Annotated in this window: 22 protein-coding genes; 15 read left to right on the top strand and 7 right to left on the bottom strand. The window is 65.6% G+C overall.

What is annotated here, in order from left to right; all coding sequences use genetic code 11:
• Positions 1 to 14 precede the first annotated feature (14 nt).
• The 10 genes from murD (at position 15) to lpxC (ending at position 12077) form a co-directional block, all read left to right on the top strand.
• On the top strand, positions 15 to 1541 hold the full coding sequence (murD, locus tag ACYP5B_RS07955; protein WP_459569213.1) for a UDP-N-acetylmuramoyl-L-alanine--D-glutamate ligase: 1527 nt from the start codon (positions 15 to 17) through the stop codon (positions 1539 to 1541).
• Positions 1538 to 2779, top strand: coding sequence for a putative lipid II flippase FtsW (gene ftsW / locus ACYP5B_RS07950; protein ID WP_267604514.1), 1242 nt, complete (start codon positions 1538 to 1540; stop codon positions 2777 to 2779). The genes murD and ftsW overlap by 4 nt, the downstream gene beginning before the upstream one ends.
• A 109-nt stretch (positions 2780 to 2888) precedes the next feature.
• Positions 2889 to 3959 carry an undecaprenyldiphospho-muramoylpentapeptide beta-N-acetylglucosaminyltransferase gene (gene murG / locus ACYP5B_RS07945; protein WP_400096744.1) on the top strand — a complete coding sequence of 357 codons (1071 nt, stop codon included), beginning with the start codon at positions 2889 to 2891 and terminating at the stop codon, positions 3957 to 3959.
• A 12-nt stretch (positions 3960 to 3971) separates the two neighbouring features.
• A complete protein-coding gene (gene murC / locus ACYP5B_RS07940; protein WP_459569212.1) occupies positions 3972 to 5411 on the top strand; it encodes a UDP-N-acetylmuramate--L-alanine ligase in 1440 nt (479 codons plus the stop codon).
• Positions 5408 to 6391, top strand: coding sequence for a D-alanine--D-alanine ligase (locus ACYP5B_RS07935; protein ID WP_459569211.1), 984 nt, complete (start codon positions 5408 to 5410; stop codon positions 6389 to 6391). Before murC ends, ACYP5B_RS07935 begins: the two co-directional genes overlap by 4 nt.
• Before the next feature lie 57 nt (positions 6392 to 6448).
• Positions 6449 to 7381 carry a cell division protein FtsQ/DivIB gene (locus ACYP5B_RS07930; RefSeq protein WP_459569210.1) on the top strand — a complete coding sequence of 311 codons (933 nt, stop codon included), beginning with the start codon at positions 6449 to 6451 and terminating at the stop codon, positions 7379 to 7381.
• Entirely contained in the window at positions 7378 to 8610 is a 1233-nt protein-coding gene (ftsA, locus tag ACYP5B_RS07925; RefSeq protein WP_035875601.1) for a cell division protein FtsA, read from the top strand. Before ACYP5B_RS07930 ends, ftsA begins: the two co-directional genes overlap by 4 nt.
• Positions 8611 to 8774: 164 nt before the next feature.
• Positions 8775 to 9974, top strand: coding sequence for a cell division protein FtsZ (ftsZ, locus tag ACYP5B_RS07920; protein WP_267604510.1), 1200 nt, complete (start codon positions 8775 to 8777; stop codon positions 9972 to 9974).
• A gap of 504 nt (positions 9975 to 10478) precedes the next feature.
• Complete coding sequence (locus ACYP5B_RS07915) at positions 10479 to 10985, top strand: peroxiredoxin (protein ID WP_006162526.1); 507 nt, start codon at positions 10479 to 10481, stop codon at positions 10983 to 10985.
• A gap of 174 nt (positions 10986 to 11159) precedes the next feature.
• Entirely contained in the window at positions 11160 to 12077 is a 918-nt protein-coding gene (gene lpxC / locus ACYP5B_RS07910) for a UDP-3-O-acyl-N-acetylglucosamine deacetylase (RefSeq protein ID WP_267604509.1), read from the top strand.
• A 101-nt stretch (positions 12078 to 12178) separates the two neighbouring features.
• Here the strand turns inward: lpxC and ACYP5B_RS07905 are convergent, their stop codons facing one another.
• Complete coding sequence (locus ACYP5B_RS07905) at positions 12179 to 12691, bottom strand: DciA family protein (RefSeq protein WP_267604508.1); 513 nt, start codon at positions 12689 to 12691, stop codon at positions 12179 to 12181.
• A gap of 94 nt (positions 12692 to 12785) precedes the next feature.
• On the opposite strand from ACYP5B_RS07905, the gene ACYP5B_RS07900 reads away from it, so the two are divergent.
• The 5 genes from ACYP5B_RS07900 to ACYP5B_RS07880 all read left to right on the top strand — a co-directional run bounded on the left by ACYP5B_RS07900 (position 12786) and on the right by ACYP5B_RS07880 (position 19586).
• Positions 12786 to 13721, top strand: coding sequence for a M23 family metallopeptidase (locus ACYP5B_RS07900; protein ID WP_459569226.1), 936 nt, complete (start codon positions 12786 to 12788; stop codon positions 13719 to 13721).
• Between the two features lie 270 nt (positions 13722 to 13991).
• A complete protein-coding gene (gene secA, locus ACYP5B_RS07895) occupies positions 13992 to 16775 on the top strand; it encodes a preprotein translocase subunit SecA (protein ID WP_459569209.1) in 2784 nt (927 codons plus the stop codon).
• Positions 16776 to 16924: 149 nt separating this feature from the next.
• Positions 16925 to 18154: a bifunctional glutamate N-acetyltransferase/amino-acid acetyltransferase ArgJ gene (gene argJ, locus ACYP5B_RS07890; protein ID WP_318230798.1), complete on the top strand. Its 1230-nt coding sequence runs from the start codon at positions 16925 to 16927 to the stop codon at positions 18152 to 18154.
• Positions 18155 to 18246: 92 nt separating this feature from the next.
• On the top strand, positions 18247 to 19149 hold the full coding sequence (locus ACYP5B_RS07885; protein ID WP_267604505.1) for an ATP-binding protein: 903 nt from the start codon (positions 18247 to 18249) through the stop codon (positions 19147 to 19149).
• The gene (locus ACYP5B_RS07880) at positions 19146 to 19586 is read left to right on the top strand and encodes an NUDIX domain-containing protein (RefSeq protein ID WP_459569208.1); all 441 of its coding nucleotides are present in this window, start codon (positions 19146 to 19148) and stop codon (positions 19584 to 19586) included. Before ACYP5B_RS07885 ends, ACYP5B_RS07880 begins: the two co-directional genes overlap by 4 nt.
• Before the next feature lie 30 nt (positions 19587 to 19616).
• Here ACYP5B_RS07880 and ACYP5B_RS07875 read toward each other — a convergent pair whose 3' ends face one another.
• The 6 genes from ACYP5B_RS07875 to ACYP5B_RS07850 form a co-directional block, all read right to left on the bottom strand.
• Positions 19617 to 19802, bottom strand: a complete 186-nt coding sequence (locus tag ACYP5B_RS07875) for a DNA gyrase inhibitor YacG (RefSeq protein ID WP_459569207.1) — start codon at positions 19800 to 19802, stop codon at positions 19617 to 19619.
• A gap of 4 nt (positions 19803 to 19806) precedes the next feature.
• Positions 19807 to 20565, bottom strand: coding sequence for a cell division protein ZapD (zapD, locus tag ACYP5B_RS07870; protein ID WP_318230800.1), 759 nt, complete (start codon positions 20563 to 20565; stop codon positions 19807 to 19809).
• A 284-nt stretch (positions 20566 to 20849) separates the two neighbouring features.
• Positions 20850 to 21461: a dephospho-CoA kinase gene (gene coaE / locus ACYP5B_RS07865; RefSeq protein WP_459569206.1), complete on the bottom strand. Its 612-nt coding sequence runs from the start codon at positions 21459 to 21461 to the stop codon at positions 20850 to 20852.
• A gap of 60 nt (positions 21462 to 21521) precedes the next feature.
• Positions 21522 to 22442, bottom strand: coding sequence for a prepilin peptidase (locus ACYP5B_RS07860; RefSeq protein ID WP_459569205.1), 921 nt, complete (start codon positions 22440 to 22442; stop codon positions 21522 to 21524).
• Positions 22443 to 22445: 3 nt separating this feature from the next.
• A complete protein-coding gene (locus ACYP5B_RS07855) occupies positions 22446 to 23711 on the bottom strand; it encodes a type II secretion system F family protein (protein ID WP_318230803.1) in 1266 nt (421 codons plus the stop codon).
• A gap of 30 nt (positions 23712 to 23741) precedes the next feature.
• A complete protein-coding gene (locus ACYP5B_RS07850) occupies positions 23742 to 25505 on the bottom strand; it encodes an ATPase, T2SS/T4P/T4SS family (RefSeq protein ID WP_459569204.1) in 1764 nt (587 codons plus the stop codon).
• Between the last annotated feature and the right edge of the window lie 145 nt (positions 25506 to 25650).

Below are 25650 nucleotides of genomic sequence, written 5' to 3'. Positions count from 1 at the left end.
AGGCGGGAATCGAAGTGTTTGGCGAGTTGCAAAAACCTCATGTGCTGGTGCTGGGCCTCGGTGAATCGGGGCTGGCGATGGCGCGCTGGTGCGGCCTGTATGGTGCCCCCGTGCGCGTTGCCGACACGCGCGAGGCTCCTGCCAACCTGGTCTTCCTGCAAGCCGAGCTGCCTTCGGCAGAATTTCATGGCGGTGTCCTGACCGAAGCACTGCTGGACGGCATCGAACTGGTGACGATCAGCCCCGGCCTGTCGCCGCTGGAGAGCGATACCGCCGCGTTGCTGGCTGCGGCGCGCGAGCGTGGGATTCCAGTATGGGGCGAGATCGAGCTGTTCGCGCGTGCGCTGGCGCACATGCAGGCAGAGTCGGGCTACGCGCCGAAGCTGCTGGCCATCACGGGCACCAACGGCAAGACCACCACCACCGCGCTGACCGGCCGCCTTGTTGAGCGCGCCGGCAAGAGCGTGGCGGTGGCGGGCAATATCAGCCCGTCGGCGCTGGACAAGCTGTCCGCCTGCATCGCCTCGGCCACGCTGCCCGAGGTCTGGGTGCTGGAGCTGTCGAGCTTCCAGCTGGAGACCACGCACACGCTGGCGCCGCATGCCGCCACGGTGCTCAATATCACCCAGGACCACCTGGACTGGCACGGCAGCATGGAAGCCTATGCCGCCGCCAAGGCACGGATCTTCGGCCCGGCGCCGGCGCCCGGCGAAACCGGCTGCGTGCAGATCCTGAACCGCAACGATCGCACGAGCCTTGACATGGCACGGCCGGCCAGCGCGCCGGTGACCTTCGGCACCGATCTGCCCGAGTTCCCGGGCAGCTTCGGCATCCAGCGCGAGGGCGGCATGCCCTGGCTGGTGGTGGCCGAGCCCGATGGCGAAGCCGAGGGCGAGAACAAGCCGCGTCGCCGCAAGGCCGCGGCCGCCGACAGCGTGGAAGCCGTGCCGGTACGCCACAAGCGCCTGATGCCGGCCGACGCACTACATATCCGCGGCATGCACAACGCTACCAACGCCATGGCCGCGCTGGCGCTGTGCCGTGCCATCGACCTGCCGCTGAACGCGTTGCTGCACGGCCTGCGCGAGTACCGCGGCGAGCCGCACCGCGTGGAGTGGGTCGCCACGGTGGATGACGTCGAGTTCTTCGATGACAGCAAGGGCACCAATGTGGGCGCCACCGTCGCTGCCTTGTCGGGCCTGGACAAGCGTGTCGTGCTGATTGCCGGCGGGGAAGGCAAGGGCCAGGATTTCTCGCCGCTGGCCGCGCCGGTGGCGCAGTACGCGCGCGCCGTGGTGCTGATCGGCAAGGATGCGGGCGAGCTGCGCCGTGCGTTGCAGGACACCGGCGTCACGCTGGCCGATGCCGCCACGCTGGAGCAGGCCGTGACGCTGGCCGCCAGTGCGGCGCAGGGCGGCGACGCCGTGCTGCTGTCGCCGGCTTGCGCCAGCCTCGACATGTTCCGTAACTATGTGCACCGTGCTGAAGTCTTTTGCGCCGCGGTGGAAGAACTGGCGATGTCCAGGGGGATCGTGCCATGAGCGACGCACAGGTCAAGCGCAGCGGCTTTATCGGGGCCACCATCGGCAACGCCTGGGGCGGCTTGCGCGATGCGGTGTCCGGCGTCAAGCCAACGCGCTCGCGCATGATGGAGTACGACCAGCCGCTGCTGTGGGTGGCGATCGTGCTGCTCGCGCTTGGCCTGGTGATGGTCTATTCGGCCTCGATCGCGCTGCCTGACTCGCCGCGCTACGCCAACTACCGTGAGAGCCACTTCCTCGCGCGGCACGCATTCGCGCTGTTCATCGGGCTGTCCATGGGCCTGCTGGCCTTCCAGATCCCGGTCAAGTTCTGGGACAAGTACGCGCCCAAGCTGTTCGTGATCGCGCTGGTGATGCTGATCATCGTGCTGGTGCCGTTCGTGGGCAAGGGCGTGAATGGCGCGCGGCGCTGGATTCCGCTGGGCATCATGAACTTCCAGCCGTCCGAGTTCATGAAGCTGGCGGTGGTGCTGTACACCGCCAACTACACCGTGCGCAAGCAGGAGTGGATGCAGAACGTGGGCAAGGGCTTCCTGCCGATGGGCGTGGCGGTGGTGGTGGTGGGCATGCTGCTGCTGCTGGAGCCCGACATGGGCGCCTTCCTGGTGGTGGCCACCGTCGCCATGGGCATCCTCTTCCTCGGCGGCATCAACGGCAAGCTGTTCGCCGGCCTGGTCGGCGTGGCGGTGGGCGCCTTCGCGCTGCTGATCACGGCGTCGCCCTGGCGGCGCGAGCGGATCTTCGCGTATCTCAACCCGTGGGAAGAAGCCAACGCGCTCGGCAAGGCCTACCAGCTCACCCACTCGCTGATAGCCTTCGGCCGCGGCGAGTGGACCGGGGTGGGGCTGGGCGGCAGCATTGAGAAGCTGCACTACCTGCCCGAGGCGCATACCGACTTCATCCTCGCCGTGATTGGCGAGGAATTCGGCTTTGTGGGCGTACTGGTGGTGATCGTCCTGTTCTACTGGATGGTGCGCCGCGCCTTTGGCATCGGCCGCACCGCGCTGCAGCTCGACCGTACCTTTGCCGGCTTGGTGGCCAAGGGCATCGGCATCTGGGTAGGCTGGCAGACCTTTATCAATATGGGCGTGAACCTGGGCCTGCTGCCCACCAAGGGGCTGACCTTGCCGCTGGTGAGCTACGGCGGCTCGGGCATCCTGATGAACTGCGTGGCGCTGGCGATCCTGCTGCGGATTGACTATGAGAACCGGGTGATGATGCGCGGAGGGAAGGTATGACCGTAGCGCAGCATCACCTGGTTCCGGCGGAGGCTAACTTCCTGCGTAAGCAGGAAGTTAAGCGCAGCGGCCGTAGCCAGAACCATCCAATGATGCGCGGAGGGAAGGTATGACCGCACCGCGCACCTTGCTCGTGATGGCTGGCGGCACCGGGGGGCATGTCTTCCCCGGGCTGGCGGTCGCGCGTGCGCTGCGTGAGCAGGGCTGGCGGGTGGTATGGCTGGGCAACCGCACCGGCATGGAAGCCACGCTGGTGCCCAAGTACGACATCCCGATGGAGTTCATCCAGTTTGGCGGACTGCGTGGCAAAGGCCCGCTGACCATGCTGCTGCTGCCGCTGAACCTGCTGCGCGCCTTCTGGCAAAGCCTGCAGGCGCTGCGCCGGGTGCGGCCTGACGTGGTGCTGGGCATGGGCGGCTATATTACGTTCCCCGCCGGCATGATGGCCTCGCTGCTGGGGCGGCCGCTGGTGCTGCACGAGCAGAATTCGATTGCCGGGCTGGCCAACAAGGTGCTGGCCAAGGTCGCGGACCGGGTGCTGTGCGCCTTCCCCAATGCCCTGCCGGACAGTGAGTGGACCGGCAACCCGGTGCGCGACGAAGTGGCGCACATGCCGGCGCCCGAGGCGCGCTACGACAGCCGCACCGGCCCGTTGCGGCTGCTGGTGGTGGGCGGCAGCCTGGGCGCGGCGGCGCTCAATGAAGTCGTGCCGAAGGCGCTGGCGCTGCTGCCGCAAGACGAGCGCCCGCTGGTCAAGCACCAGGCCGGCGCGAAGCAGATCGACGCGCTGCGCGCCAACTACCAGGCCGCCGGCGTGGCGGCGGAAACATTGCCTTTTATCGACGACATGGCGGCGGCATACGCGCAGGCGGATCTGGTGATCTGCCGCGCGGGCGCAATGACCGTGTCGGAGGTGGCGGCGGCAGGCGTGGCGGCACTATTCGTGCCGTTCCCGCATGCGGTCGATGACCACCAGACCACCAATGCGCAATTCCTCTCGGCCCAGGATGCCGCCTTGCTGGTCCAACAGAACGAACTGACCGCGAGCGGGCTGGCGCAGACGCTGGCCTCGCTGTCGCGGCCCCGACTCAGAGAGATGGCGCATCAGGCGCGCGGTCTTGCCAAGCCGGATGCGACCCGGCGCGTGGCGGAGATCTGCAGCCAGATGGCCAGGGATTGAACCAACGGATTCATGAAGCACATCGTCAAGAACATCCATTTCGTAGGCATCGGCGGCGCCGGCATGAGCGGCATCGCGGAGGTCCTGTTGAACCTGGGATACAAGGTCTCGGGTTCCGACGTGGGCAGCAATGCCGCCACGCGGCGCCTCGCGTCGCTGGGCGCGACCGTGATGCACGGGCATGATGCTGCCAATGTCAACGGCGCCAATGCCGTGGTGGTGTCCACTGCCGTCACCAACGACAACCCCGAGGTGCTGGCCGCGCGCGCCAAGCGCATCCCGGTGGTGCCGCGCGCGGTGATGCTGGCCGAGTTGATGCGCCTGAAGCAGGGCGTGGCCATCGCCGGCACGCACGGCAAGACCACCACCACCAGCCTGGTGGCGTCGGTGCTGGCCGAAGGCGGGCTCGATCCCACCTTCGTGATCGGCGGCCGGCTCAACTCGGCGGGCGCCAACGCGCGCCTCGGCACGGGCGACTTCATCGTGGCCGAGGCCGACGAGTCGGATGCCTCGTTCCTGAACCTGTTCCCGGTGATCGAGGTCATCACCAACATCGACGCCGACCACATGGACACCTACGGGCATGACTTTGCCCGGCTCAAGCAGGCGTTCGTGGAGTTCACCCAGCGCCTGCCGTTCTACGGCATCGCCGTGCTGTGCGTGGACGACCCCAATGTGCGCGAGATCATGCCGTTCGTGTCCAAGCCGATCGTGCGCTACGGCTTTGCTGAGGATGCACAGATTCGCGCGGTCAATGCGCGCGCCGTTGACGGCCAGATGCATTTCACCGTGCTGCGCCAGTTGAACGGCCATGCCGAGGCACCGCTGGACGTGGTGCTGAACCTGCCGGGCATGCACAACATCCAGAACGCGCTGGCGGCGATTGCCATCGCCACCGAGCTGGAAGTACCGGACGCCGCCATCGTCAAGGCGCTGCGCGAGTTCCACGGGGTCGGACGCCGCTTCCAGCGCTATGGCGAAGTGGCATGCGTTGGCACCGACGCGCGGGGCGAAGCCAAGAGCGGAGGCACGTTCACGCTGGTGGACGACTACGGCCACCATCCGGTCGAGATGGCCGCGACGCTGGCCGCCGCGCGCGGTGCGTTCCCGGGGCGCCGGCTGGTGCTGGCGTTCCAGCCGCACCGCTATACCCGCACGCGCGATTGCTTCGAGGACTTCGTCAAGGTGCTGGGCACCGTGGATGCGCTGCTGCTGGCCGAGGTCTATGCCGCCGGCGAAGCGCCGATTGTGGCCGCCGACGGCCGCGCGCTGACGCGCGCGTTGCGCGTGGCAGGCAAGGTTGAACCCGTTTTTGTGGAGCAGATCGACGAAATGCCGCAGGCTATCCTGAACGCCGTGCGTCCCGGCGATGTGGTGGTGACGATGGGCGCGGGCACGATCGGTACCGTGCCCGGACAACTGGTTTCGCAGCAAGCTGGGGGGCAGGCATGAGCTTCGTCGCCCATCCCAATATCGATCCCAAAGCGCTGGGCAAGGTTGGCGTGCTGCTCGGCGGCCGCTCGGCCGAACGCGAGATCTCGCTGCTCTCGGGCAACGGCGTGCTGGCCGCGCTGCGCTCGCGCGGCGTCGATGCCCATGCCTTCGATCCCGGCCTGCAGTCGGTGGCCGAGCTGGCCACGGCTGGCTTCGATCGCGTCTTCATTGCCCTGCATGGCCGCTACGGCGAGGATGGCACCATCCAGGGCCTGCTCGAGCAACTCGGCGTGCCCTATACCGGCAGCGGCGTGCTGGCCTCGGCGCTGGCCATGGACAAGCAGGCCACCAAGCGCCTGTGGGCCACGCACGGGCTGCCCACGCCGCGCTTCGCCATGCTGCACGCCGATACCGATTTCGACGCCGTGGTGGCCGACCTGGGCCTGCCGCTGATCGTCAAGCCGGCGCGCGAGGGCTCGTCCATCGGCCTGACCAAGGTGACCGAAGCCGGCCAGATGCGTGCCGCCTTCGAAAAGGCCGCGGCGCTGGACAACGACGTGATCGCCGAAACCTTCATCGACGGCGCGGAGCTGACCTGCCCGATCGTAGGGGAGGGCGCCACCGCCGAAGCACTGCCGGTGATCCGCATCGTCGCGCCCGGCGCGAACTACGACTATCAAAATAAGTACTTTACTGACGATACCCAGTATCTGTGCCCGTCGGGCCTGCCGGACGACGTGGAAGCCGAAGTCCGGCGCCTGGCGGTGCAATCCTTCCGCGTGCTCGGTTGCCGCGGCTGGGCGCGCGCCGATGTGATGCTCGGCGCCGACAACAAGCCTTACCTGCTCGAGATGAATACCTCGCCCGGCATGACCGGCCATTCGCTGGTGCCGATGGCGGCGCGCGCGGTGGGCATCAGCTACGAGGACTTCGTCATGCAGGTGATTGCCGCGGCCACGCTGGACCTGCATCCCAGCGCGGCCTGGAAGCCCGACTGAGCATAGACCGAGCCAACACTGAACCCTGACTGACCGGAACCGGAACAAGCCAAAGCCATGTGGCACAACACTCGCCTGCTTAACCTGATCGCCTCCACGCTCTACGCGCTGGTGGCGGTGATGGCGTTCGCGGCCGGCCTGCTATGGCTGGCGCAGCGGCCGGTGTTTGCCATTACCCACGTCGAGCTGGCGTCGATGGAAGGCGGCTCCCTGCGCCATGTCAATGCGCCGAGCGTGCGTGCCAACGCGCTGGGCAAGCTGTCCGGGAGCTTTTTCACGCTCGACCTGAACGAGGCGCGCCAGATCTTCGAGTCGGTGCCTTGGGTACGCCGTGCCAGCGTGCGGCGCGAATGGCCCAACGGGTTGGCGGTCGAAGTCGAGGAGCACGAAGCCCTCGGTACGTGGGGCAATGCCGACAGTGGGCGCCTGATCAACACTTATGGCGAAGTTTTCGTCGCCAATCCGGCTGAAGCCGAGGAAGATGCCCAGTTGCTCGCGCTCGATGGCCCGCCGGACAGCGAGAGCGACGTGGTGGGCAAGCTCGAAGTCATGCGCGAGTGGTTCAAGCCGCTGAAGGTGGAGCCGCTGGCGGTCACGCTGTCGTCCCGCTATGCCTGGCGCGCCAAGCTTTCCAACGGCATGGTGGTGGAGCTTGGCCGTGAACAGAATGACGAGGAGCGCGACGCCATGGACCAGCGCGTCAAGCGATTCGTGGTGGCCTGGCCCCAGGTCACGGAGCAGTGGGGCAAGCAGATCGAGTATGCGGACCTGCGATACCCCAACGGGTTCGCGATTCGCGCGGCTAACGTGCGATTCCTGACCGATGCCCAGGCAACGGCGGCAGCCAAGGCGAAAGCCGCTGGCTCCAGCACAAGCACGAGCACAAGCACGAGCACAAGCACGAGCACCAACGCGAGTACGAACGCCCGCACCAATCCGAACAACAACCCGACGCGACTCAAGAGCAAGAACGCGGAGAAAAACCGATGAGCAAGGAATACAAGGACCTACTGGTCGGTCTCGATATCGGCACTTCCAAAGTGGCCGCGGTGGTGGCGGAGTTGCGCCCCGACGGCAGCTACGAAGTGATCGGGATGGGCCAGTCTGAGTCCAAGGGTCTGAAAAAAGGGGTCGTGGTCAATATCGAGGCCACCGTGCAGTCCATCCAGCGTGCGCTGGAGGAGGCTGAGCTGATGGCCGACTGCAAGATCTCCGAGGTGTTCACCGGCATTGCCGGCAGCCATATCCGCAGCTTCAATTCCAGCGGCATGGTGGCGATCAAGGACAAGGAGGTCACCCAGACCGACGTGGCCCGGGTGATCGAGACCGCCAAGGCGGTCAATATCCCGACCGATCAGCAAATCCTGCACATCCTGACACAGGAATTCATCATCGACGGCCAGGAAGACGTGCGCGAGCCGATCGGCATGAGCGGCATCCGCCTGGAAGTGAAGGTGCATATCGTCACCGGCGCGGTCAGCGCGGCGCAGAACATCGTCAAATGCGTGCGCCGCTGCGGCCTGGAAGTGCACGACCTGATCCTGCAGCCGCTGGCCTCCAGCCTGGCAGTGCTGACCGAGGACGAGAAGGAACTCGGCGTGGTGCTGGTCGACATTGGCGGCGGCACTACCGATATCGCCATCTTCAGCGAAGGCGCGATCCGGCATACGGCCGTGATCCCCATCGCCGGCGACCAGATCACCAACGACATCGCCATGGCGCTGCGCACGCCCACGCCCGATGCCGAGGACGTCAAGATCCAGTACGGCATCGCCAAGCAGGCCATCGCCGATCCGGAAGACATGATCGAGGTCCCCGGCGTTGGCGACCGCGGCACGCGCTCGCTGTCGCGCCAGGCGCTGGCGGCGGTGATCGAGCCGCGTATCGAGGAGCTGTACTCGCTGGTGCACCAGGTGGTGCGCGAATCGGGCTATGAGGAATTGCTGTCGTCGGGGGTGGTGATCACCGGCGGCACGGCGATGATGCCGGGCATGGTGGAACTGGGCGAGGACATATTCCTCAAACCGGTTCGGGTCGGCGTGCCTGAATATCGCGGAAATTTGCACGAAGTCGTTAAGAGTCCGCGCTATTCGACCGTAATGGGACTACTGCTCGAAGGCCGCGTGCAGCGCATGCGTGGCCGCAAGGTGGCGGTGCAGAGCGGCTCGGTCAAGCAGGTGTGGACCCGCATGAAGGAATGGTTCGTCGGCAACTTCTGAACGTTGCAGGCGATCGGATTGCACTGGATTGAATGGCGGGCCTGTCCACCGAATGGCGGGCAGGCCGTTGAACACGCAGTTTTTTGATGGTTTCTTGTTCAGTAACCAAGGGTTGCGGCGGGGAGGCTGCAGCGTTTGGCGGCTGATTCTTCTTGGAGGCAGTGATGGACTTTGACATGATCGAAACGGAATTGCAGGACGGCACCATCATCAAGGTGATTGGCGTGGGCGGCGCGGGCGGCAACGCTGTGCAGCACATGATCAGCCGTGGCGTGCAAGGCGTCGAATTTATCTGCATGAACACCGATGCGCAGGCGCTCAAGCGCTCCAGCGCTTCGCGCGTGCTGCAGCTCGGCAACACCGGCCTGGGGGCCGGCGCCAAGCCGGAGGTCGGCCGCAACTGCGCAGATCAGGCGCGCGAGCAGATCGCCGACTCGCTGCGCGGCGCGCACATGGTCTTCATCACTGCCGGCATGGGCGGCGGCACCGGTACCGGCGCTGCCCCGGTCGTGGCCCAGGTTGCCAAGGAAATGGGCATCCTGACCGTGGGCGTGGTCAGCAAGCCCTTCGAGTTCGAAGGCGCGCGCCGCGCCAAGGTGGCGGAAGCCGGTTCCGGCGAGCTGGAGTCCTGCGTCGATTCGCTGATCGTTGTGCTCAACGAAAAGCTGTTCGAAGTGATGGGCGACGACGCCGAGATGGACAAGTGCTTCCAGTGCGCCGACGACGTGCTGCACAACGCGGTTGCCGGCATCGCCGAGATCATCAATGTCGATGGCCTGGTGAACGTCGACTTCGAAGACGTGAAGACGGTCATGGGCGAGCAGGGCAAGGCCATGATGGGCACGGCCACCGTGTCGGGCGTTGACCGCGCCCGCCTGGCTGCCGAGCAGGCTGTCGCCAGCCCGCTGCTGGAAGGCGTGGACCTGTCGGGCGCGCGCGGCGTGCTGGTCAACATCACCGCCAGCCGCTCGCTCAAGCTGTCGGAAACCAAGGAAGTCATGAACACCATCCGCAGCTACGCCGCGGAGGATGCCACCGTGATCTTCGGTACGGTGTATGACGACGCCATGGGCGACGCACTGCGCGTGACGGTGGTGGCAACGGGCCTGGGCCGTTCGGCCAAGAAGCAACAGCCGATGACCCTGCTCAAGACCGGTACCGACAACATGCCGGTGCAGATGATGGGCAACATGACCAACAACGTGGGCGCAAGCCACAGCAGCGCGCCGGACTACAGCAACCTGGACACGCCGGCGGTATGGCGCAGCTCGCGCGAGTCTGCATCCGCCCACGTGGCCGCGCTGCAGGAAAAGGGCGTGGATACGTACGACATCCCGGCCTTCCTGCGCAAGCAGGCGGACTGAGATGCCTCGGCAAGGTGCCGGCAAGGCCGCTTGCCATCAGGCCGTGACCCCGGACCAGCGAAACACGCAAGCGCTCCCTACGCTCGTGTTCCGCCCGGTGGTTTCGGACTGAGCGGCAGCCAGCCCCGCCGCACTTTCGCTGACGCGCTCAGGCTGCATCCCGTCGCCGGGACAGGCGTGCCTCCGGCCGCCTCCCCGGACTGGTCTCCCGCCCCTCCCGGCCGGGATGTGCCGTCGTCCGCGCGTCGATCGCAAGATCGGCGCGCAGATTTATTTCAAGAACAGTGCGGCCCGCAGCAGGAAAGGTCGCCCTGAAGTGATGTAAGCATCGTGCGTCCATCGTGCGCACATGGCGCGAGTCGCCTGATGCTCCCTGCTCAGGAACCCGGGCGCCGCCTTGTCGGAGGATTCCGACGACGTAACGGGCGGTGAACCGCCTTGGGCACCCGCGGCGGGCGCACTATGATGCTAAACAGGGTTTTTACCGAGACAGGAAGACACAGCATGATCGCTATTGGAGCGCGTGTGCCGGACGCCACGCTGAACGAGTTCTTTGAGGTCGAAACCGGCGGCTGCGCCCTCGGGCCCAATTCCTTCTCGGCGGCGGAACTCGCGCGTGGCCGCAAGATCGTGGTGTTCGGCCTGCCCGGCGCCTTTACGCCGACCTGCTCCGCCAAGCATGTGCCGGGTTTTGTCGCGCAGGCAGACGCGCTGCGCGCGGCCGGCGTGGACGAAATCTGGTGCGTATCGGTCAACGACGCCTTTGTCATGGGCGCCTGGGGCCGCGAGCAGAACACCGGCGGCCGTGTGCGCATGATGGCCGACGGCAGCGCCGAATGGACGCGCCGGCTGGGCCTGGAACAAGACCTTACCGCGCGCGGCATGGGCGTACGCTCCAAGCGCTACGCCATGGTGCTCGACGATGGCGTAGTGTCTCACCTGTGGCTTGAAGCGCCCGGCGAGTTCAAGGTCAGCAGCGCCGAAGCCGTGCTGGCTGCGTTGCGCGCGTAATACGGGAATGTGTCAGCACACGCCACATAAGTGACGTTTGGAGCATTTATAGTGATTTATTTCTTCTGTGCTAACACACCGAAACAAAGTGACGCAGCGCAGCAAACGAAGCAATGGTAAAATCGCTATATTAGAAAGTGTACTTGATAGATTTTAATAATAGCTGAGACTGTCATGCTCAAACAGCGCACCATCAAATCCTTGGTCAAGACCGTTGGCATTGGTTTGCACTCGGGCCGTAAAGTGACGCTGACGCTGCGCCCGGCCCCGGTGGATACCGGCATCGTATTCACCCGCGTCGACCTGCCAGAAGCGGTCGAGATCCCCGCGAGCGCGTCAGCCATTGGTGACACGCGCCTGGCGTCGGTCCTGCAGAAGGATGGCGCGCGCGTCTCGACCGTGGAGCATTTGATGTCCGCCTGCGCGGGCCTTGGCATCGACAACCTGTATGTGGATGTCGACGCCGAAGAAATCCCCATCATGGATGGTAGCGCCGCGTCTTTCGTCTTCCTGCTGCAGTCGGCCGAGATCGAGCAGCAATCGGCGCCCAAGCGATTCATCCGCGTGAAGAAAGCCGTGGAAGTGCGTGAAGGCGACAAGCTGGCGCGCCTGGAGCCCTTCTTTGGCTTCAAGCTGGCTTTCACCATCGATTTCCGCCATCCCGCGGTCGACAAGACCGGCCAGACCTTCGCCATCGATTTCGCCGACACCAGCTATGTGCGCGAAATCGCCCGCGCCCGCACCTTCGGCTTTGCCCATGAAGTGGAGGCCTTGCGCGAGATGGGCCTGGCCCGCGGCGGCAGCCTGGACAACGCGATCGTGCTCGACGAGCACCGCATGCTGAACAACGAAGAACTGCGCTACGGCGACGAGTTCGTGCGCCACAAGATCCTGGATGCGATCGGTGACCTGTACGTGGTCGGGCATCCGCTGATTGGCGCGTATATCGCCAACAAATCAGGGCACGGGCTCAACAACCAGCTGTTGCGGGCGTTGCTGGCCGACCAGGAAGCCTACGAGATGGTGACGTTCGACCGCGTCGAGGATGCGCCGCCGGCTTTCCTGCCGCAGTTGGTGCCGGCGTTTGCCTAACGCCTGTAACGCCTGGCAGGAGTCGGGGCCAGTCTTCCGGCCTTGCATGAAGAGCCGGCCTCAGGGCCGGTTTTTTTACGCCCGGCGGCTGCCTGGCAGCCTTACCGATGGTGCGACAACAGCGTATTCAACGCATCCCGCAGCGGCGAATCCGGCAAGCCCTTCGCCAACTCGTCCAGGCTGGACAGCCCCGTCGCGGACATCCGCGCCACCTTGGGCTTCACCACCGGCCCGGTGTCCCAATCGCTCTGCCGCCCGACCTCCGGTTGTACCCTCACCCGGATTGCGGTAATCTGCGACCCCCGCTGTTGCAGTCTCGAAAGTAGCGTAGGAACCACCTGCCGAACTCGTGCCGCTGCGGCCCCATGGGCTGCAAGCAACAGTAAAGTTCGCTCCGACTGGCCTTGCCCGATGCCGCGGGCGTCTTGCTTGACGCCGGCAACAGCGATGCCATCCTGCAGTCCGCGTGGCAGGAGCGACAGCACCTCAGCCTCCAGTGCCGCCAGTTCCCGTGCCGTCTGCATCAGGGCCGAGACCGGGCCGGCCTTGTCCAGCCAGTCGTTAAGCGGCTTGGCGGCGGGCGTCTGGAGGGCGTAATGGGTAAACATGCGCATGCGCGCATTCTAGCGTGCCGTTTGCGTCAGTGCGGCGGCTTATGCGCCGCGGCTGCCTGGCCGTCGCCGGCCTCGCATGAGAAGGAGTTGCGCCCTGCAGATCATCGTGCTTCACCCCCGCCTGCCGCGTGTTCACCATTTCACCCTGTCGCGGGGCAAGGTCTTTGCCGTCGTCGTGCTGCTGTGCCTGGTCGTTGCGCTGGTGTCGTCGGCCCTGACCTGGATCGTGGCGCGCTCGGGCATCACAGCGCCGGCCCGCGCGCCGGGCGACGACGCCTACCTGCAGGCCAACCTCAATGTGCTTGCCACCCGCGTGGGCGAGATCCAGGCCCGGATGGTGCGGCTGGATGCGCTGGGCGAGCGGGTCTCGGGGCTGGCCGGCATCGCGCCCAAGGAATTCAACTTCCAGCAGCCGCCCGGGCGGGGCGGCCTGGCCGCGTCCGCGCAGTCGCGCACGTCGAGCCTGCCAGAACTGCAGCTTGCGCTGGCGCGCCTGTCGGACCAGGCCGAGCAGCACGCGGACTATTTCGACGTGGTGGCGAGCACGTTGCTGGATCGCCAGAGCGAGAGTCGCCGTGTCCCGCGCGTGCTGCCGGTGGCGAGCGGCTACGACGCGTCCGGCTTTGGCTGGCGCTTTGACCCCTTCACCGGGCGCCGCACCCCGCATGACGGAGTGGATTTTTCGGCACCCGCGGGTACCCCGATCGTGGCGGCGGCCGGCGGCGTGGTGGTCGCGGCGCAATGGCATCCCGAGTACGGCAACCTGATCGACATCGATCACGGCAACGGCCTCAAGACCCGCTATGCGCACGCCTCCAAGCTGCAGGTGAAGGCCGGCGACCTGGTCAAGCCTGGCCAGCAGGTCGCCCTGGTAGGCTCCACCGGGCGCGCCACCGGCGCGCACCTGCATTTCGAGGTGCATGTGGACGGAGTGCCGCAAAACCCGAATCGCTTCCTGGCCATCGCCAAGCCTGCGCCGGCCCAGGTTGCGCAGGCGCCGGTGCCCACCGATCGCAATCTCATCCGTTGAAGAACCAGGGCGCCGCCCCGATGTCGGAAGCATTGGATGCGCGGGTTGTGTCCGGGCCGTCAAGTGGTGGGGGACGCGCGGTGTGGTTTGCACAGCGTTTCGCCTGCCGCCAGGTTCCGGTCGTGACCCGCGCGCGTGATAAACTCGGCGTTTTGCGCCAATCTTCCTATTTCCTCGCGCGGTCCGCCCTGGGCAGCCGGCCAAGCCGGCGGCTAGGCCGCCCTAGTGCGTACCACGGCGGCGTACCACTCGCGTAGGTGAAAGCAATCGATGATCACGGGCCTTCTCAAGAAAGTCTTCGGCAGCCGTAATGAACGGCTGATCAAACAATATGGCAGGACCGTCGCGCAGATCAATGCGCTGGAACCGAAGTTCGAGGCACTTTCGGATGACGACCTGCGCGGCATGACCGAGATTTTCCGGCAGCGCCACGCCGCCGGGGAGTCGCTCGAGGCGTTGCTGCCCGAGGCCTTCGCGGTGTGCCGCGAGGCCAGCAAGCGGATCATGAAGATGCGCCACTTCGACGTCCAGCTGATCGGTGGCATGGTGCTCAACGACAACAAGATTGCTGAAATGCGCACCGGCGAGGGCAAGACCCTTACCGCGACGCTGCCGGTGTACCTCAATGCCATCACCGGCCGCGGCGTGCACGTTGTCACGGTCAACGACTACCTGGCCCAGCGTGACGCCGAGTGGATGGGGCGCCTGTACAACTTCCTCGGCCTGTCGGTCGGCGTGAACCTGTCGCAGATGCCGCATGACCAGAAGGCAGCGGCCTATGCGTCCGACATCACGTACGGCACCAACAACGAGTTCGGCTTCGACTACCTGCGCGACAACATGGTCTACGATCCTGGCCAGCGCGTGCAACGTCCGCTGAACTACGCCATCGTCGACGAGGTGGACTCGATCCTGATCGACGAAGCGCGCACCCCGCTGATCATCTCGGGCCAGGCGGAGAACCAGACCGACCTGTACCAGCGCATGAACGGCGTGCCCAAGCTGCTCGTGCGCCAGATCGGCGAGGAAAAGGCCGACGGCACGGGCGTCGAGAAGCCGGGCGACTACTTCGTCGACGAAAAGGGCCATCAGGTCTACCTGACCGAGGCTGGCCACGAGAAGGCGGAAGAGATCCTGGCGCAGCAAGGCCTGATCGGCGAGGGCGAATCGCTCTACGCGCCGCAGAACATCACGCTGATGCATCACCTCTACGCCGCGCTGCGCGCGCAGAGCCTGTTCCATCGCGACCAGCACTATGTGGTGCAGAACGACGAAGTCGTCATCGTCGACGAGTTCACCGGCCGCCTGATGACCGGACGGCGCTGGTCCGACGGCCTGCACCAGGCAGTGGAAGCCAAGGAAGGCGTGACGGTCCAGCAGGAAAACCAGACGCTGGCGACGATCACGTTCCAGAACTACTTCCGCATGTACGAGAAGCTGTCCGGCATGACCGGCACGGCCGATACGGAAGCCTACGAGTTCCAGGAGATCTACGGCCTGGAAGTGGTGGTCATCCCCACCAACCGTGGCGCCCAGCGCAAGGACTTCCAGGACCAGATCTACAAGACCTCGAACGAACGCTACGATGCCGTGGTGCGCGATATCCGCGATTGCTACGAGCGCAGCCAGCCCGTGCTGGTGGGCACCACCTCGATCGAGACCTCGGAATACTTGTCCGGCCTGCTCGGCAAGGCCCAGCTGCCGCACCAGGTGCTCAACGCCAAGCAGCACGCGCGCGAAGCCGAGATCGTGGCACAGGCCGGCCGCCCCAAGATGATCACCATCGCCACCAACATGGCGGGCCGGGGCACCGACATCGTGCTGGGTGGCAACGTGGAGAAGCAGGCTGGCTTCATCGAAGCCGACGAGAGCCTCTCCGAGGCCGACAAGGCCGCGCGCATCGCCCATCTGGAAGGCGAGTGGCAGTCGCTGCACGAGCAGGTCAAGGCCGCCGGCGGCCTGCATATCGTGGGCACCGAGCGCCATGAGTCGCGCCGTATCGACAACCAGCTGCGCGGCCGTGCCGGCCGCCAGGGCGATCCGGGCTCGTCCCGCTTCTACCTGTCGCTGGACGACCAGTTGCTGCGCATCTTTGCCGGCGACCGCGTGCGCGCCATCATGGAACGCTTGAAGATGCCGGAAGGCGAGCCGATCGAAGCGGGCATCGTCACGCGCTCGATCGAATCCGCCCAGCGCAAGGTGGAAGGCCGCAACTTCGATATCCGCAAGCAACTGCTGCAGTACGACGACGTTGCCAACGACCAGCGCAAGGAAATCTACAAGCTGCGCAACGAAGTGCTCGAGTCGCACGACGTTGGCGAGATGGTGAAGAACCTGCGCCAGAGCGTGTTGGTCGAGATGTTCCGCGACCACGTGCCGGCCGACACCATGGAAGAGCAGTGGGACATCAAGGGCCTGGAGACCAAGCTGCGCGAGGAATGGTCCCTGGAAGTGCCGCTCGCCGCGACCATCGAAGCCGCCCAGAGCATCGAGGACGAGGTGCTGTTGGACAAGATCATGCGCGCGGCCGACGAGCGTTACGACGCCAAGGTCAACCAGGTCGGCCGCGAATCCTTTGCCGGCTTCGAGCGCTCGGTGATGCTGCAAAGCATCGACACGCACTGGCGTGAACACCTGGCAGCGCTGGATCACCTGCGCCAGGGCATCCACCTGCGCGGCTATGCGCAGAAGGATCCCAAGCAGGAATACAAGCGCGAGTCGTTCGAGCTGTTCGCCCGCCTGCTGGACGTGATCAAGGTGGAAGTCACGCGCGTGATCTTCAACGTGCAGATCCAGTCGCCGGAAGAACTCGAGCAAGCCTCGGAGCAGATCGAGGAAGGCCTGTCGCACCTCGCCAACGTGCAGTACAAGCATGATGAGTTCGAGGAGGCCACCCAGGGTGCGGAAAGCGTGGGCAGCACCGCGCCCGAGCGCGCCGGCATTGCCTACGCCGCCGCGGCGGAAGCCGCGGGCATGGCCAAGGTGGGGCGCAACGATCCCTGCCCATGCGGCTCCGGCAAGAAGTTCAAGCAGTGCCACGGCAAGCTCAGCTAAGCCGCGCACCGTGAAGTCAGCAAACATGCCCGCGCAAGCGGGCATGTTCGTCAGGGGCGGTGCATTACGTTGCATCAAGTGGAACCCGCGGCCCCTGGCATGAGCAAAACGAGCAAAACCAGCAACGTCGAACGCATAGAGGAACGCACATGGCCGTCAACCTGCCCCTGCCGCTGGCAGAAAACCTGAAACCCGTCGCCGGCGTTGAGCTTGGCTGGGCCGAAGCGGGTGTCCGCAAGGCCAACCGCAAGGACGTGCTGGTGGTGCGCATTGCCCAAGGCAGCACCGTGGCGGGCGTGTTCACCCGCAACCGCTTCTGCGCCGCGCCGGTGCAGGTCTGCCGCGAGCACCTGGCCGCGGGCAAGGGCATCCGCGCAATCGTGGTCAACACCGGCAACGCCAACGCCGGCACCGGCGAGCCCGGCCTGGCCAATGCGCGCGCCACCTGCGATGCGCTGGCCGCGCAGCTCGGCATTGCACCTGAGCAAGTCCTGCCGTTCTCGACCGGCGTGATCCTCGAGCCGCTGCCGGTGGACCGCATCACCGCCGCGCTGCCCGCCGCCATCGCCAATGCCAGGCCCGACAACTGGCTGGCCGCGGCGGAGTCGATCATGACCACCGACACCCAGCCCAAGGCCGCCTCGCGCACCGTGCTGATTGGCGGCAAGACCGTGACGCTGTCCGGCATCAGCAAGGGCGCGGGCATGATCCGCCCCAATATGGCGACCATGCTCGGCTTTGTCGCCACCGATGCCACCGTGTCGCAGGATGTGCTGCAAGCACTGGTGTCGTTTGCCGCGGACCGGTCCTTCAACAGCATCACCATCGACGGCGATACCTCCACCAACGACTCCTTTGTGCTGATCGCGAGCGGCCAGGCCGGCGCGCCGGCCATCGAGCGTGCCGAGGGGGCGGATTTCGAGGCGCTGCGCGCCGCGCTGACCGACCTGTCGCAGGAACTCGCGCAGATGATCGTGCGCGATGGCGAAGGCGCCACCAAGCTGATGACCATCCAGGTCGAGGGCGGCAAGGACGTGGCCGAATGCCGCCTGATCGCCTATGCGGTGGCGCATTCGCCGCTGGTCAAGACCGCCTTCTACGCCTCGGACCCCAACCTGGGCCGCATCCTGGCCGCGGTGGGCTATGCCGGTGTGGACGATCTCGAAGTGGAGCGTGTCAATCTGTGGCTGGACGATGTCCTGGTCGCGCGCGACGGCGGCCGCAACCCCGAGTATCGTGAGGAAGACGGCCAGCGCGTGATGAAGCAGGCGGAAATCACCGTGCGCATCGCGCTCGGCCGTGGCGACGCCACCGCCACGGTCTGGACCTGCGACCTGTCGCACGACTACGTTTCGATCAACGCGGACTATCGCTCGTAAGCACCATCGCGTTTGTGCCGCTCCCGCCAGCGCGGGCGCGGCACGCCATCCGCTCGCATTCCTGCCAACGATCCGCCTTCCCCCAAGCCGCCATGTCAGACCTTGCTGCCCGCCTCGATAGTTTCCTCGCCCGCCTTGAACAATGGTTGCCGCCCCAGCTGACCGACGCTGACTGGGAGCAGGCCGTCGCATTCCGCTGGCGCAAGCGGCAGAGCCTGTTCGGCAACATCGGCTACCTGCAGGCGATCCGCCAGTTGCCGCCGATCCATCTCGACGACCTGAAGAACATCGAGCGGCAGAAGGACGCCATCGTCGCCAATACGCGCCAGTTCGTGCAGCACCTGCCGGCCAACAACGTGTTGCTGACGGGCGCGCGCGGCACCGGCAAGTCCTCGCTGATCAAGGCCTGCCTCAATGCTTTCGTCAAGGATGGCCTGCGGCTGGTGGAAGTGGACAAGGATGACCTGGGCGACCTCGGCGATATCGTCGAACAGCTGTCGGGGCGTCCCGAGCGCTTTGCCATCTTCTGCGACGACCTGTCGTTCGAAGAGGGCGAGTCGGGCTACAAGTCGCTGAAGTCGGCGCTGGACGGCTCGGTGGCCGCGCAGTCGGACAATGTGCTGATCTACGCCACCTCCAACCGCCGCCATTTGCTGCCCGAGTACATGAAGGACAACGAGACCTACCGCCATACCGACGATGGCGAGATCCATCCCGGCGAAGTGGTGGAGGAAAAGATCTCGCTGTCCGAGCGTTTCGGGCTGTGGCTGTCGTTCTACCCGCCCAAGCAGGACGAGTACCTGACCATCGTCGGCCACTGGCTCGGACACTTTGGCTGCAGCACAGAAGACATCGCCGCCGCGCGCGGCGATGCGCTGGTGTGGGCGCTGGAGCGCGGCTCGCGCTCGGGCCGGGTGGCATGGCAGTTCGCCCGTGACTGGGGCGGCAAGCATGGCAAGCCGTTCGTTGCCTCGGCGCAGGACGGCCAGGCATGAGCGAGGCATCGCAAGTGACCGATGCAGCGGCGCCGGCGCGCAAGGTGACCGAGGTTGCCGTCGGCGTGCTGGTGCAGCCCGACGGGCGCTTCCTGCTGGCCCAGCGGCCAGCGGGCAAGCCCTATGAAGGCTACTGGGAATTCCCGGGCGGCAAGCTGGAGCCCGGTGAATCAGTGGAACAAGCGCTGGCGCGCGAGCTGCACGAGGAGCTCGGCATCGAGGTGGGCGCGAGCGTGCGCTGGCACGTGCTGGAGCATGACTACCCGCATGCCTACGTGCGCCTGCATTTCTGCAAGGTCACGGCGTGGGCGGGCGAGCTGGTCGGCCGCGAGGGGCAGGCCTTCTCGTGGCAATCTGCGCCGGTGGACGTGGGGCCCTTGCTGCCCGCAACGATCCCCGTGGTGGACTGGCTGGCTGCCGAGAGCGGCGCCGCCTGAACCGTCGGGGCCGCAACGGCCTCGCGGTGCTTAATCCTCGTCGTCCTCGTCCGGCGAGGGTTCCTCGCCGGGTTTGCCGCCGATCACGTATTTCTCGGCCGCCCACGCGCCCAGGTCGATCTGCTTGCAGCGATTCGAGCAGAAGGGACGGAATTTATTCTCGGGTACCCAGGCCACGTCCGTGCCGCAGGTGGGGCATTTGACTACGGTTGTCATTGCTTCAGAAATTGCAGAGCTTGAGCAGGAAGGGGATGTCGGCGTCGACCGAACGGGGACGCAAGTCGCCATCCTGCTGCGTGAAACGGACCCACAGCATGTACTTGTTGGCGCTCATCTCGGGGATGAAGGCCAGCAGCGATTCGTCCAGCAGCACCTGCATCAGCTGGTAGCTGCGCCCGGACAGCATCTGCTGGTAGCTGCCACCGGTGGCGATAACCTTGCCGCTCTGGCCGGACTCGCGCAAGAGGCGCAACACGGTGTTGGTGCCAAAGCGCAGCGGCACCAGCGGGCGCGCCCACTTGAGTATGTCCGCGCGTCGCTCTTCGGGGGGGCGGTGCTGCCACGCGTAATAGGCCGGCAGGTCGAACTCGCAGGTGCCGCCCGGGATAATGGCGCGGCTGCGGATACTGGTGAGCCACTCATTGTCGGTCAGCAGCTGGCCGGCCTTGCCAACCAACTGGTTGAGCTGGGCGATCGCTTGCTCGATCTCGCTGATGACGCCATCCAGCGCGCCCTGGTCGATCTGCGGATTGGCGCGCAGCGCGGCAAGCGCCTGGCGCTGGCGTTCCAGTTCCTTGAGCAGGTCGGTCTTCAGGTCAGCGCGGCCGGCGACGTCGATGATCTCGAACAGCGTCGTCAACGCCACGTGATGCTGCAGGGCGTGATCCTGGCCGAGAAAATAATCCAGCCGATCGAACAGGTCTTCCAGGCGCAGGAGAGTCCTGATGCGTTCGTTAAAAGGATATTCGTACAGAATCAATGGGTGTATCCGTGCAACAGGGCGGGTTGGCGGGTGGGCAATCTGACCCGGGCGGCATTGCCGGAGCGGTGAGGCTTCCGGTGCATCCGGGGCTGCGCGATGTGAATCGGCCTGGGCCCTCGATATCGGCAGTATGCGGCCATTTCCCGCGTGATTCCAGCGCATTCTATGCGAGACCGCCAATCAGGACAATGAAACAGCCGACTTGAGGTGTCGCATGCAGCACCGCACAAGGATGGTGCCGGATGCTGCCAGCCACTCTGCCTATGGCTCCCCATGGCTGCCTAGGCGCCGGCCAGGCTGCGGTACAGCTGGTCGAGCCGATCCACTTGCGCGGGCAGGGCTTCCGGCGGGCCTTCGTTGTCGACCACATCGTCGGCGGCGGCCAGGCGTTCGCTGCGCTTGGCCTGCCTGGCCATGATGGCCTCGACCTGGCCCTGGGAAAAGCCGTTGCGCGCCATGACCCGGGAAACCTGCGTGGCCTCGCTGCAATCCACCACCAGCACCCGGTCCACCCGCGCGCGCCATGAGCCCGATTCGACCAGCAGCGGAACCACGTAGATCAGGTAGGGGTGCAGCCCGGAGGCATGGACCGCGGCCGCGCGCGCCTCGGTCAGCTGGCGGATCAGGGGGTGGGTGATGCCCTCCAGCCGGGCCTTGGCCGCCGGGTCCGAGAACACCAGTTCGCGCATGGCATTGCGATCCATGGCGCCGTCGGCGCGCAGGCAGGCGGGGCCAAAGGCTTCCAGCAGGGCAGGGATGGCCAGCCCGCCCGGCGCGGTGATCTCGTGCGCGAGCAGGTCGGTATCGATCAGGGCGGCGCCGCGCGCGGCGAACAGGTCCGCCACGCGGGTCTTGCCGGAGCCGATGCCTCCGGTCAGTCCGATTTGCAGCATGTGGGTCTCGAAGCTTGCGGTGGGTTTGACAAGGGCCGCCTTCAGGCAGCCGGCGCCGGTTCAGCCAGCAATGATGCCCAGCGGCAGCACATTGGGCCCAACGAACAGCACAAGCAGCCCGGCTCCGGCGATATAAGGGCCGAAGGCGAAGTGCGTATCGCGATCCTGACGGCGCAGCGCGATATTGGCAAGCGCGAATACCAGCCCCACCACGGAGGAGAGCAGCACCAGCGCGGGCAGGGCCTGCCAGCCGAACCAGGCGCCCAGCGCGCCCATCAGCTTGAAGTCGCCATAGCCCATGCCTTCCTTGCCCCGCACCAGCTTGAAGATCCAGTACACCGTCCACAGCAGCAGGTAGCCGGCGGCCGCGCCGATCACGGCATCGGCCAGCGGGGCAAACAGCCCGCCAAGATTGAGCAGCAGGCCCAGCCACACCAGCGGCAGCGTGATCTGGTCTGGCAGCAGCTGCGTGTCCGCGTCGATCAGGGTGAGGGCGATCAGGGCCCAGATCAGGGCGATGGCCGCGAGAGCCTGCCAGGTCGGGCCGAAGTGCGCCGCAGCCAGCGCGGTGAGCAGCGCGGTGCCCGCTTCCATCAGCGGATAGCGCGCACCGATGGGCGCGGCGCACGACGAGCAGCGCCCGCGCAGGAACAGGTAGCTCAGTACCGGGATATTCTCCAGCGCGCCGATGGCGTGTCCGCAGTGCGGGCAGGCCGAGCGCGGCACCATCAGGTTGTAGGGCTCGGGGTGGGGGAGCGGGTCGTCGCGCAGCGACGCGATGTAGTTGGCTTCATCACGCTCCATCATGCGCGGCAGGCGGTGCACCACCACGTTGAGGAAGCTGCCGACCAGCAAGCCGATCAGCGCGGCGGCGGCCACCAGGAACCAGGGCGGCAGCGCCGCCAGCTCGGCAATGGTCTGCGCGGGGGCAGCCAGTGAAGAAATCGCGCCACTGGCGCCGTCCGCGGAAAACAGCCACATGGCTTACACCACCTGTCCCAGTTTGAAGATCGGAAGATACATCGCCACCACCATGCCGCCAATCAGCACGCCCAGCACCACGATGATCAGCGGCTCGATCAGGCTGGAGATGGCGGCAACAGCGTCATCGACCTCGCGCTCGTAGAACTCCGCCACCTTCAGCAGCATGTTGTCCAGCGCGCCGGATTCCTCGCCGATCTGCGTCATCTGCAGCACCATGCTGTCGAACACATGGGTGGCCTGCATGGCGTTGGTCAGGCTGGTGCCGATGCGCACCGATTGCTCGATCTCCTTGGTAGCGTCGTAGTACACCCAGTTGCCGGCGGCGCCGGCGACCGAATCCATCGACTCCACCAGCGGCGTGCCGGCGGCGAACATGGTGGCAAGCGTGCGGGTCCAGCGGGCGATCACCGCCTTGCGGAACAGCGAGCCGAAGATCGGCAGCCTGAGCAGCAGGCGGTCGCTGGCTCGCTGGACCTTCTCCGAGCGTTTTAGCCCGCGTATATACATCGTGATGGCGATGACCGGCGCGCCAATGATCAGGTACCAGTGGTCGACGAAGAAGTCCGACATGGCAATCACGACCAGGGTCGGCGCCGGCAGGTTGGCGCCGAAGCTGGAGAACACGCCCTTGAACGCCGGGATCACGAAGATCATCAGGATCACCGTCACCGCGAAGGCCACGGTCAGTACGGCGATCGGGTAGATCATGGCCGACTTGATCTGGCTCTTCAGCGCGATGGTCTTTTCCATGTAGAGCGACAAGCGCTCCAGCAGGGCGTCCAGGATACCGCCCTGCTCGCCGGCGTCGATCAGGTTGCAGTAGAGCGTGTCGAAGTAGCGCGGATGGCGGCGGAAGGCCTGCGCCATGCTGCTGCCGGATTCGATGTCGAAGCGGATCTCGGACAGCAGCTGGGTGAAGTTGGGGTTGGCATGCCCGCGCGCGATGATGTCGATCGATTGCAGCAGCGGGATGCCCGCCTTGAGCATGGTCGAGAGCTGGCGCGTGAAGTACGCGATGTCCTTCTGGGTGATCTTTTTCCCGCGCGCGGCCCGCCGCTTTTTCAGCTTGACGACCGTCAGCCCCTGCTTTCGCAGCGTGGCATTGACCTCGGCCTGGCTCTCGGCGCGCAGCTCGCCCGAGAACGCCTTGCCCTTGCGGTCCTTGCCTTCCCACTCGAAGAGGTACTGCGTGGGCGCTTTACGCCCTGGTTTCCCCTTGGGCGCAGCCGCCTTGCGAGCGGCGGCGGCTGGTGCGCGTGTCGCCATGATTGACCCCTAATGACATCTCTTGTTGTTTTACATATTTGTTGTGGCCAGCACTTCTTCAAGCGAGGTGAGACCTTGCTTCACCTTGGCCAGGCCAGCTTCGCGCAACGATAGCACGCCATCTTTACGCGCTTGTTCGGCGATTTCCAGCGCCGTGCCATGCGCGAGGATGATCTGTTGCATCGGCTCGGTGATCGGCATCACCTGGTAGATGCCGCAGCGGCCCTTGTAGCCGCTGCCGTTGCAGCGCTCGCACCCGACCGGGTGGTAAGGCTGCCAGCTGCCGTCGAGATCCTGGTCCTGGAAGCCGGCGTCGGCCAGCACCTCGCGCGCCAGCTCTCCGGGCCGCTTGCAGGTGCACAGCCGCCGCGCCAGCCGCTGCGCGGTGATCATCAGCACGCTGGACGCGATATTGAAGGGCGCGACACCCATGTTCATCAGGCGCGTGAGCGTGGTCGGCGCGTCGTTGGTATGCAGCGTCGAGAACACCAGGTGGCCCGTCTGGGCCGCCTTGATGGAAATGTCGGCGGTTTCCAGGTCGCGGATTTCGCCGACCATGATGATGTCGGGATCCTGGCGCAGGAAAGAGCGCAGCGCGGCGGAGAAAGTCAGGCCGGCTTTTTCGTTGACGTTGACCTGGTTGATGCCGGGCAACTGGATTTCCGCCGGATCCTCGGCGGTCGAGATATTGATGTCGCCCTGGTTCAGCCGGTTCAGGAAGGTGTACAGCGACACCGTCTTGCCGCTGCCGGTGGGGCCGGTCACCAGCACCATGCCGTAGGGGCGCTTGATCACGTCCAGCAGCAGCGCCTTTTGCGCCGGCTCGTAGCCGAGCTGGTCGATGTCGAGCTTGTCGGACGACGACTCCAGGATCCGGATCACGATCTTCTCGCCGAACAGCGTCGGCAGCGTGGAGACGCGGAAATCGATCGCCTTCTCCACGGTTTCCTTCGGCTCCTTGCCGTCTTTGCTGTCCTTGCCGTCCTTGTCGCCGCCTTTTTCCTTGGGCAGCGCAATCAGCAGCTTCATGCGGCCGTCTTGCGGCACGCGCTTTTCCGAGATGTCCAGGCGCGACAGCACCTTGATCCGGGTGGAGATCTTGTCGCGGATATCCACCGGCGGCCGTGCCACTTCCTGCAGCACGCCATCGACCCGGAAGCGGATGCGGTAGAAGGTCTCGAACGGCTCGAAGTGGAGATCGGAGGCGCCGCGATGGAAGGCTTCGGTCAGCAGCTTGTGCAGGAAGCGAACCACCGGTGCGTCGTCGATGTCGGCCGCGGTCTTGTTGCGCAGCGCGCCGGCGGACGCCACCGGGTCGTAGTCGATCAGCTTGCGCTCGACGTGCCCCGGGCCGATCGACTTGATCGTGCCGCCGCTGTCGTCGGAAGCCGAGCGCACGTATTGCATCAGCTTGTCGTGCTCGACCACGACGGGTTCCACCGGCAGGTTGTATTTCTGCTTGATGGCATCGAGCCCGGCCTGGTTGCCCGGGTCGGACAATGCCAGCACCAGGCGGTTCTCGCGCCGGCCCAGCGGCAGCAGGCGGTGCGCGTGGAACTCGCGATTGCCCGCCAGCGCCGGCGGCACCTTGTTGAGGTTGTACTGATTCAGATCGATCAGCGGCAGCTGATATTTATCAGCCGCGAAGATCGCCACATCATGTGCAGTCATGGTGCCGCTGGCGATGATCTCGTCGATCAGCTGCGACTTTTTTTCTCGTGCCGACTGTTCAAGCTGGGCGAGCAGGGCCGGCGCGATACGCCGGCTCTGTGCAAGAGCTAGACCAAGTGTCATGGCAAAAAACGATTGGCCGCAAGCGGCCGAGGACCCCGAATCGGGGCAGTTTGCCGCCGGGGTCACTTTTTGTAAAGGCGAGCCGGAAAGGGTGTTGGCGTTTGCGCGACACGGGCGCAACCCTACTTGCGCGGGGGGATGCGCA

It is taken from the genome of Cupriavidus sp. 8B (genome assembly GCF_054589115.1).
Note: the sequence above shows the minus strand (reverse complement) of the source record. Positions and strands in the feature narration are given on the sequence as shown.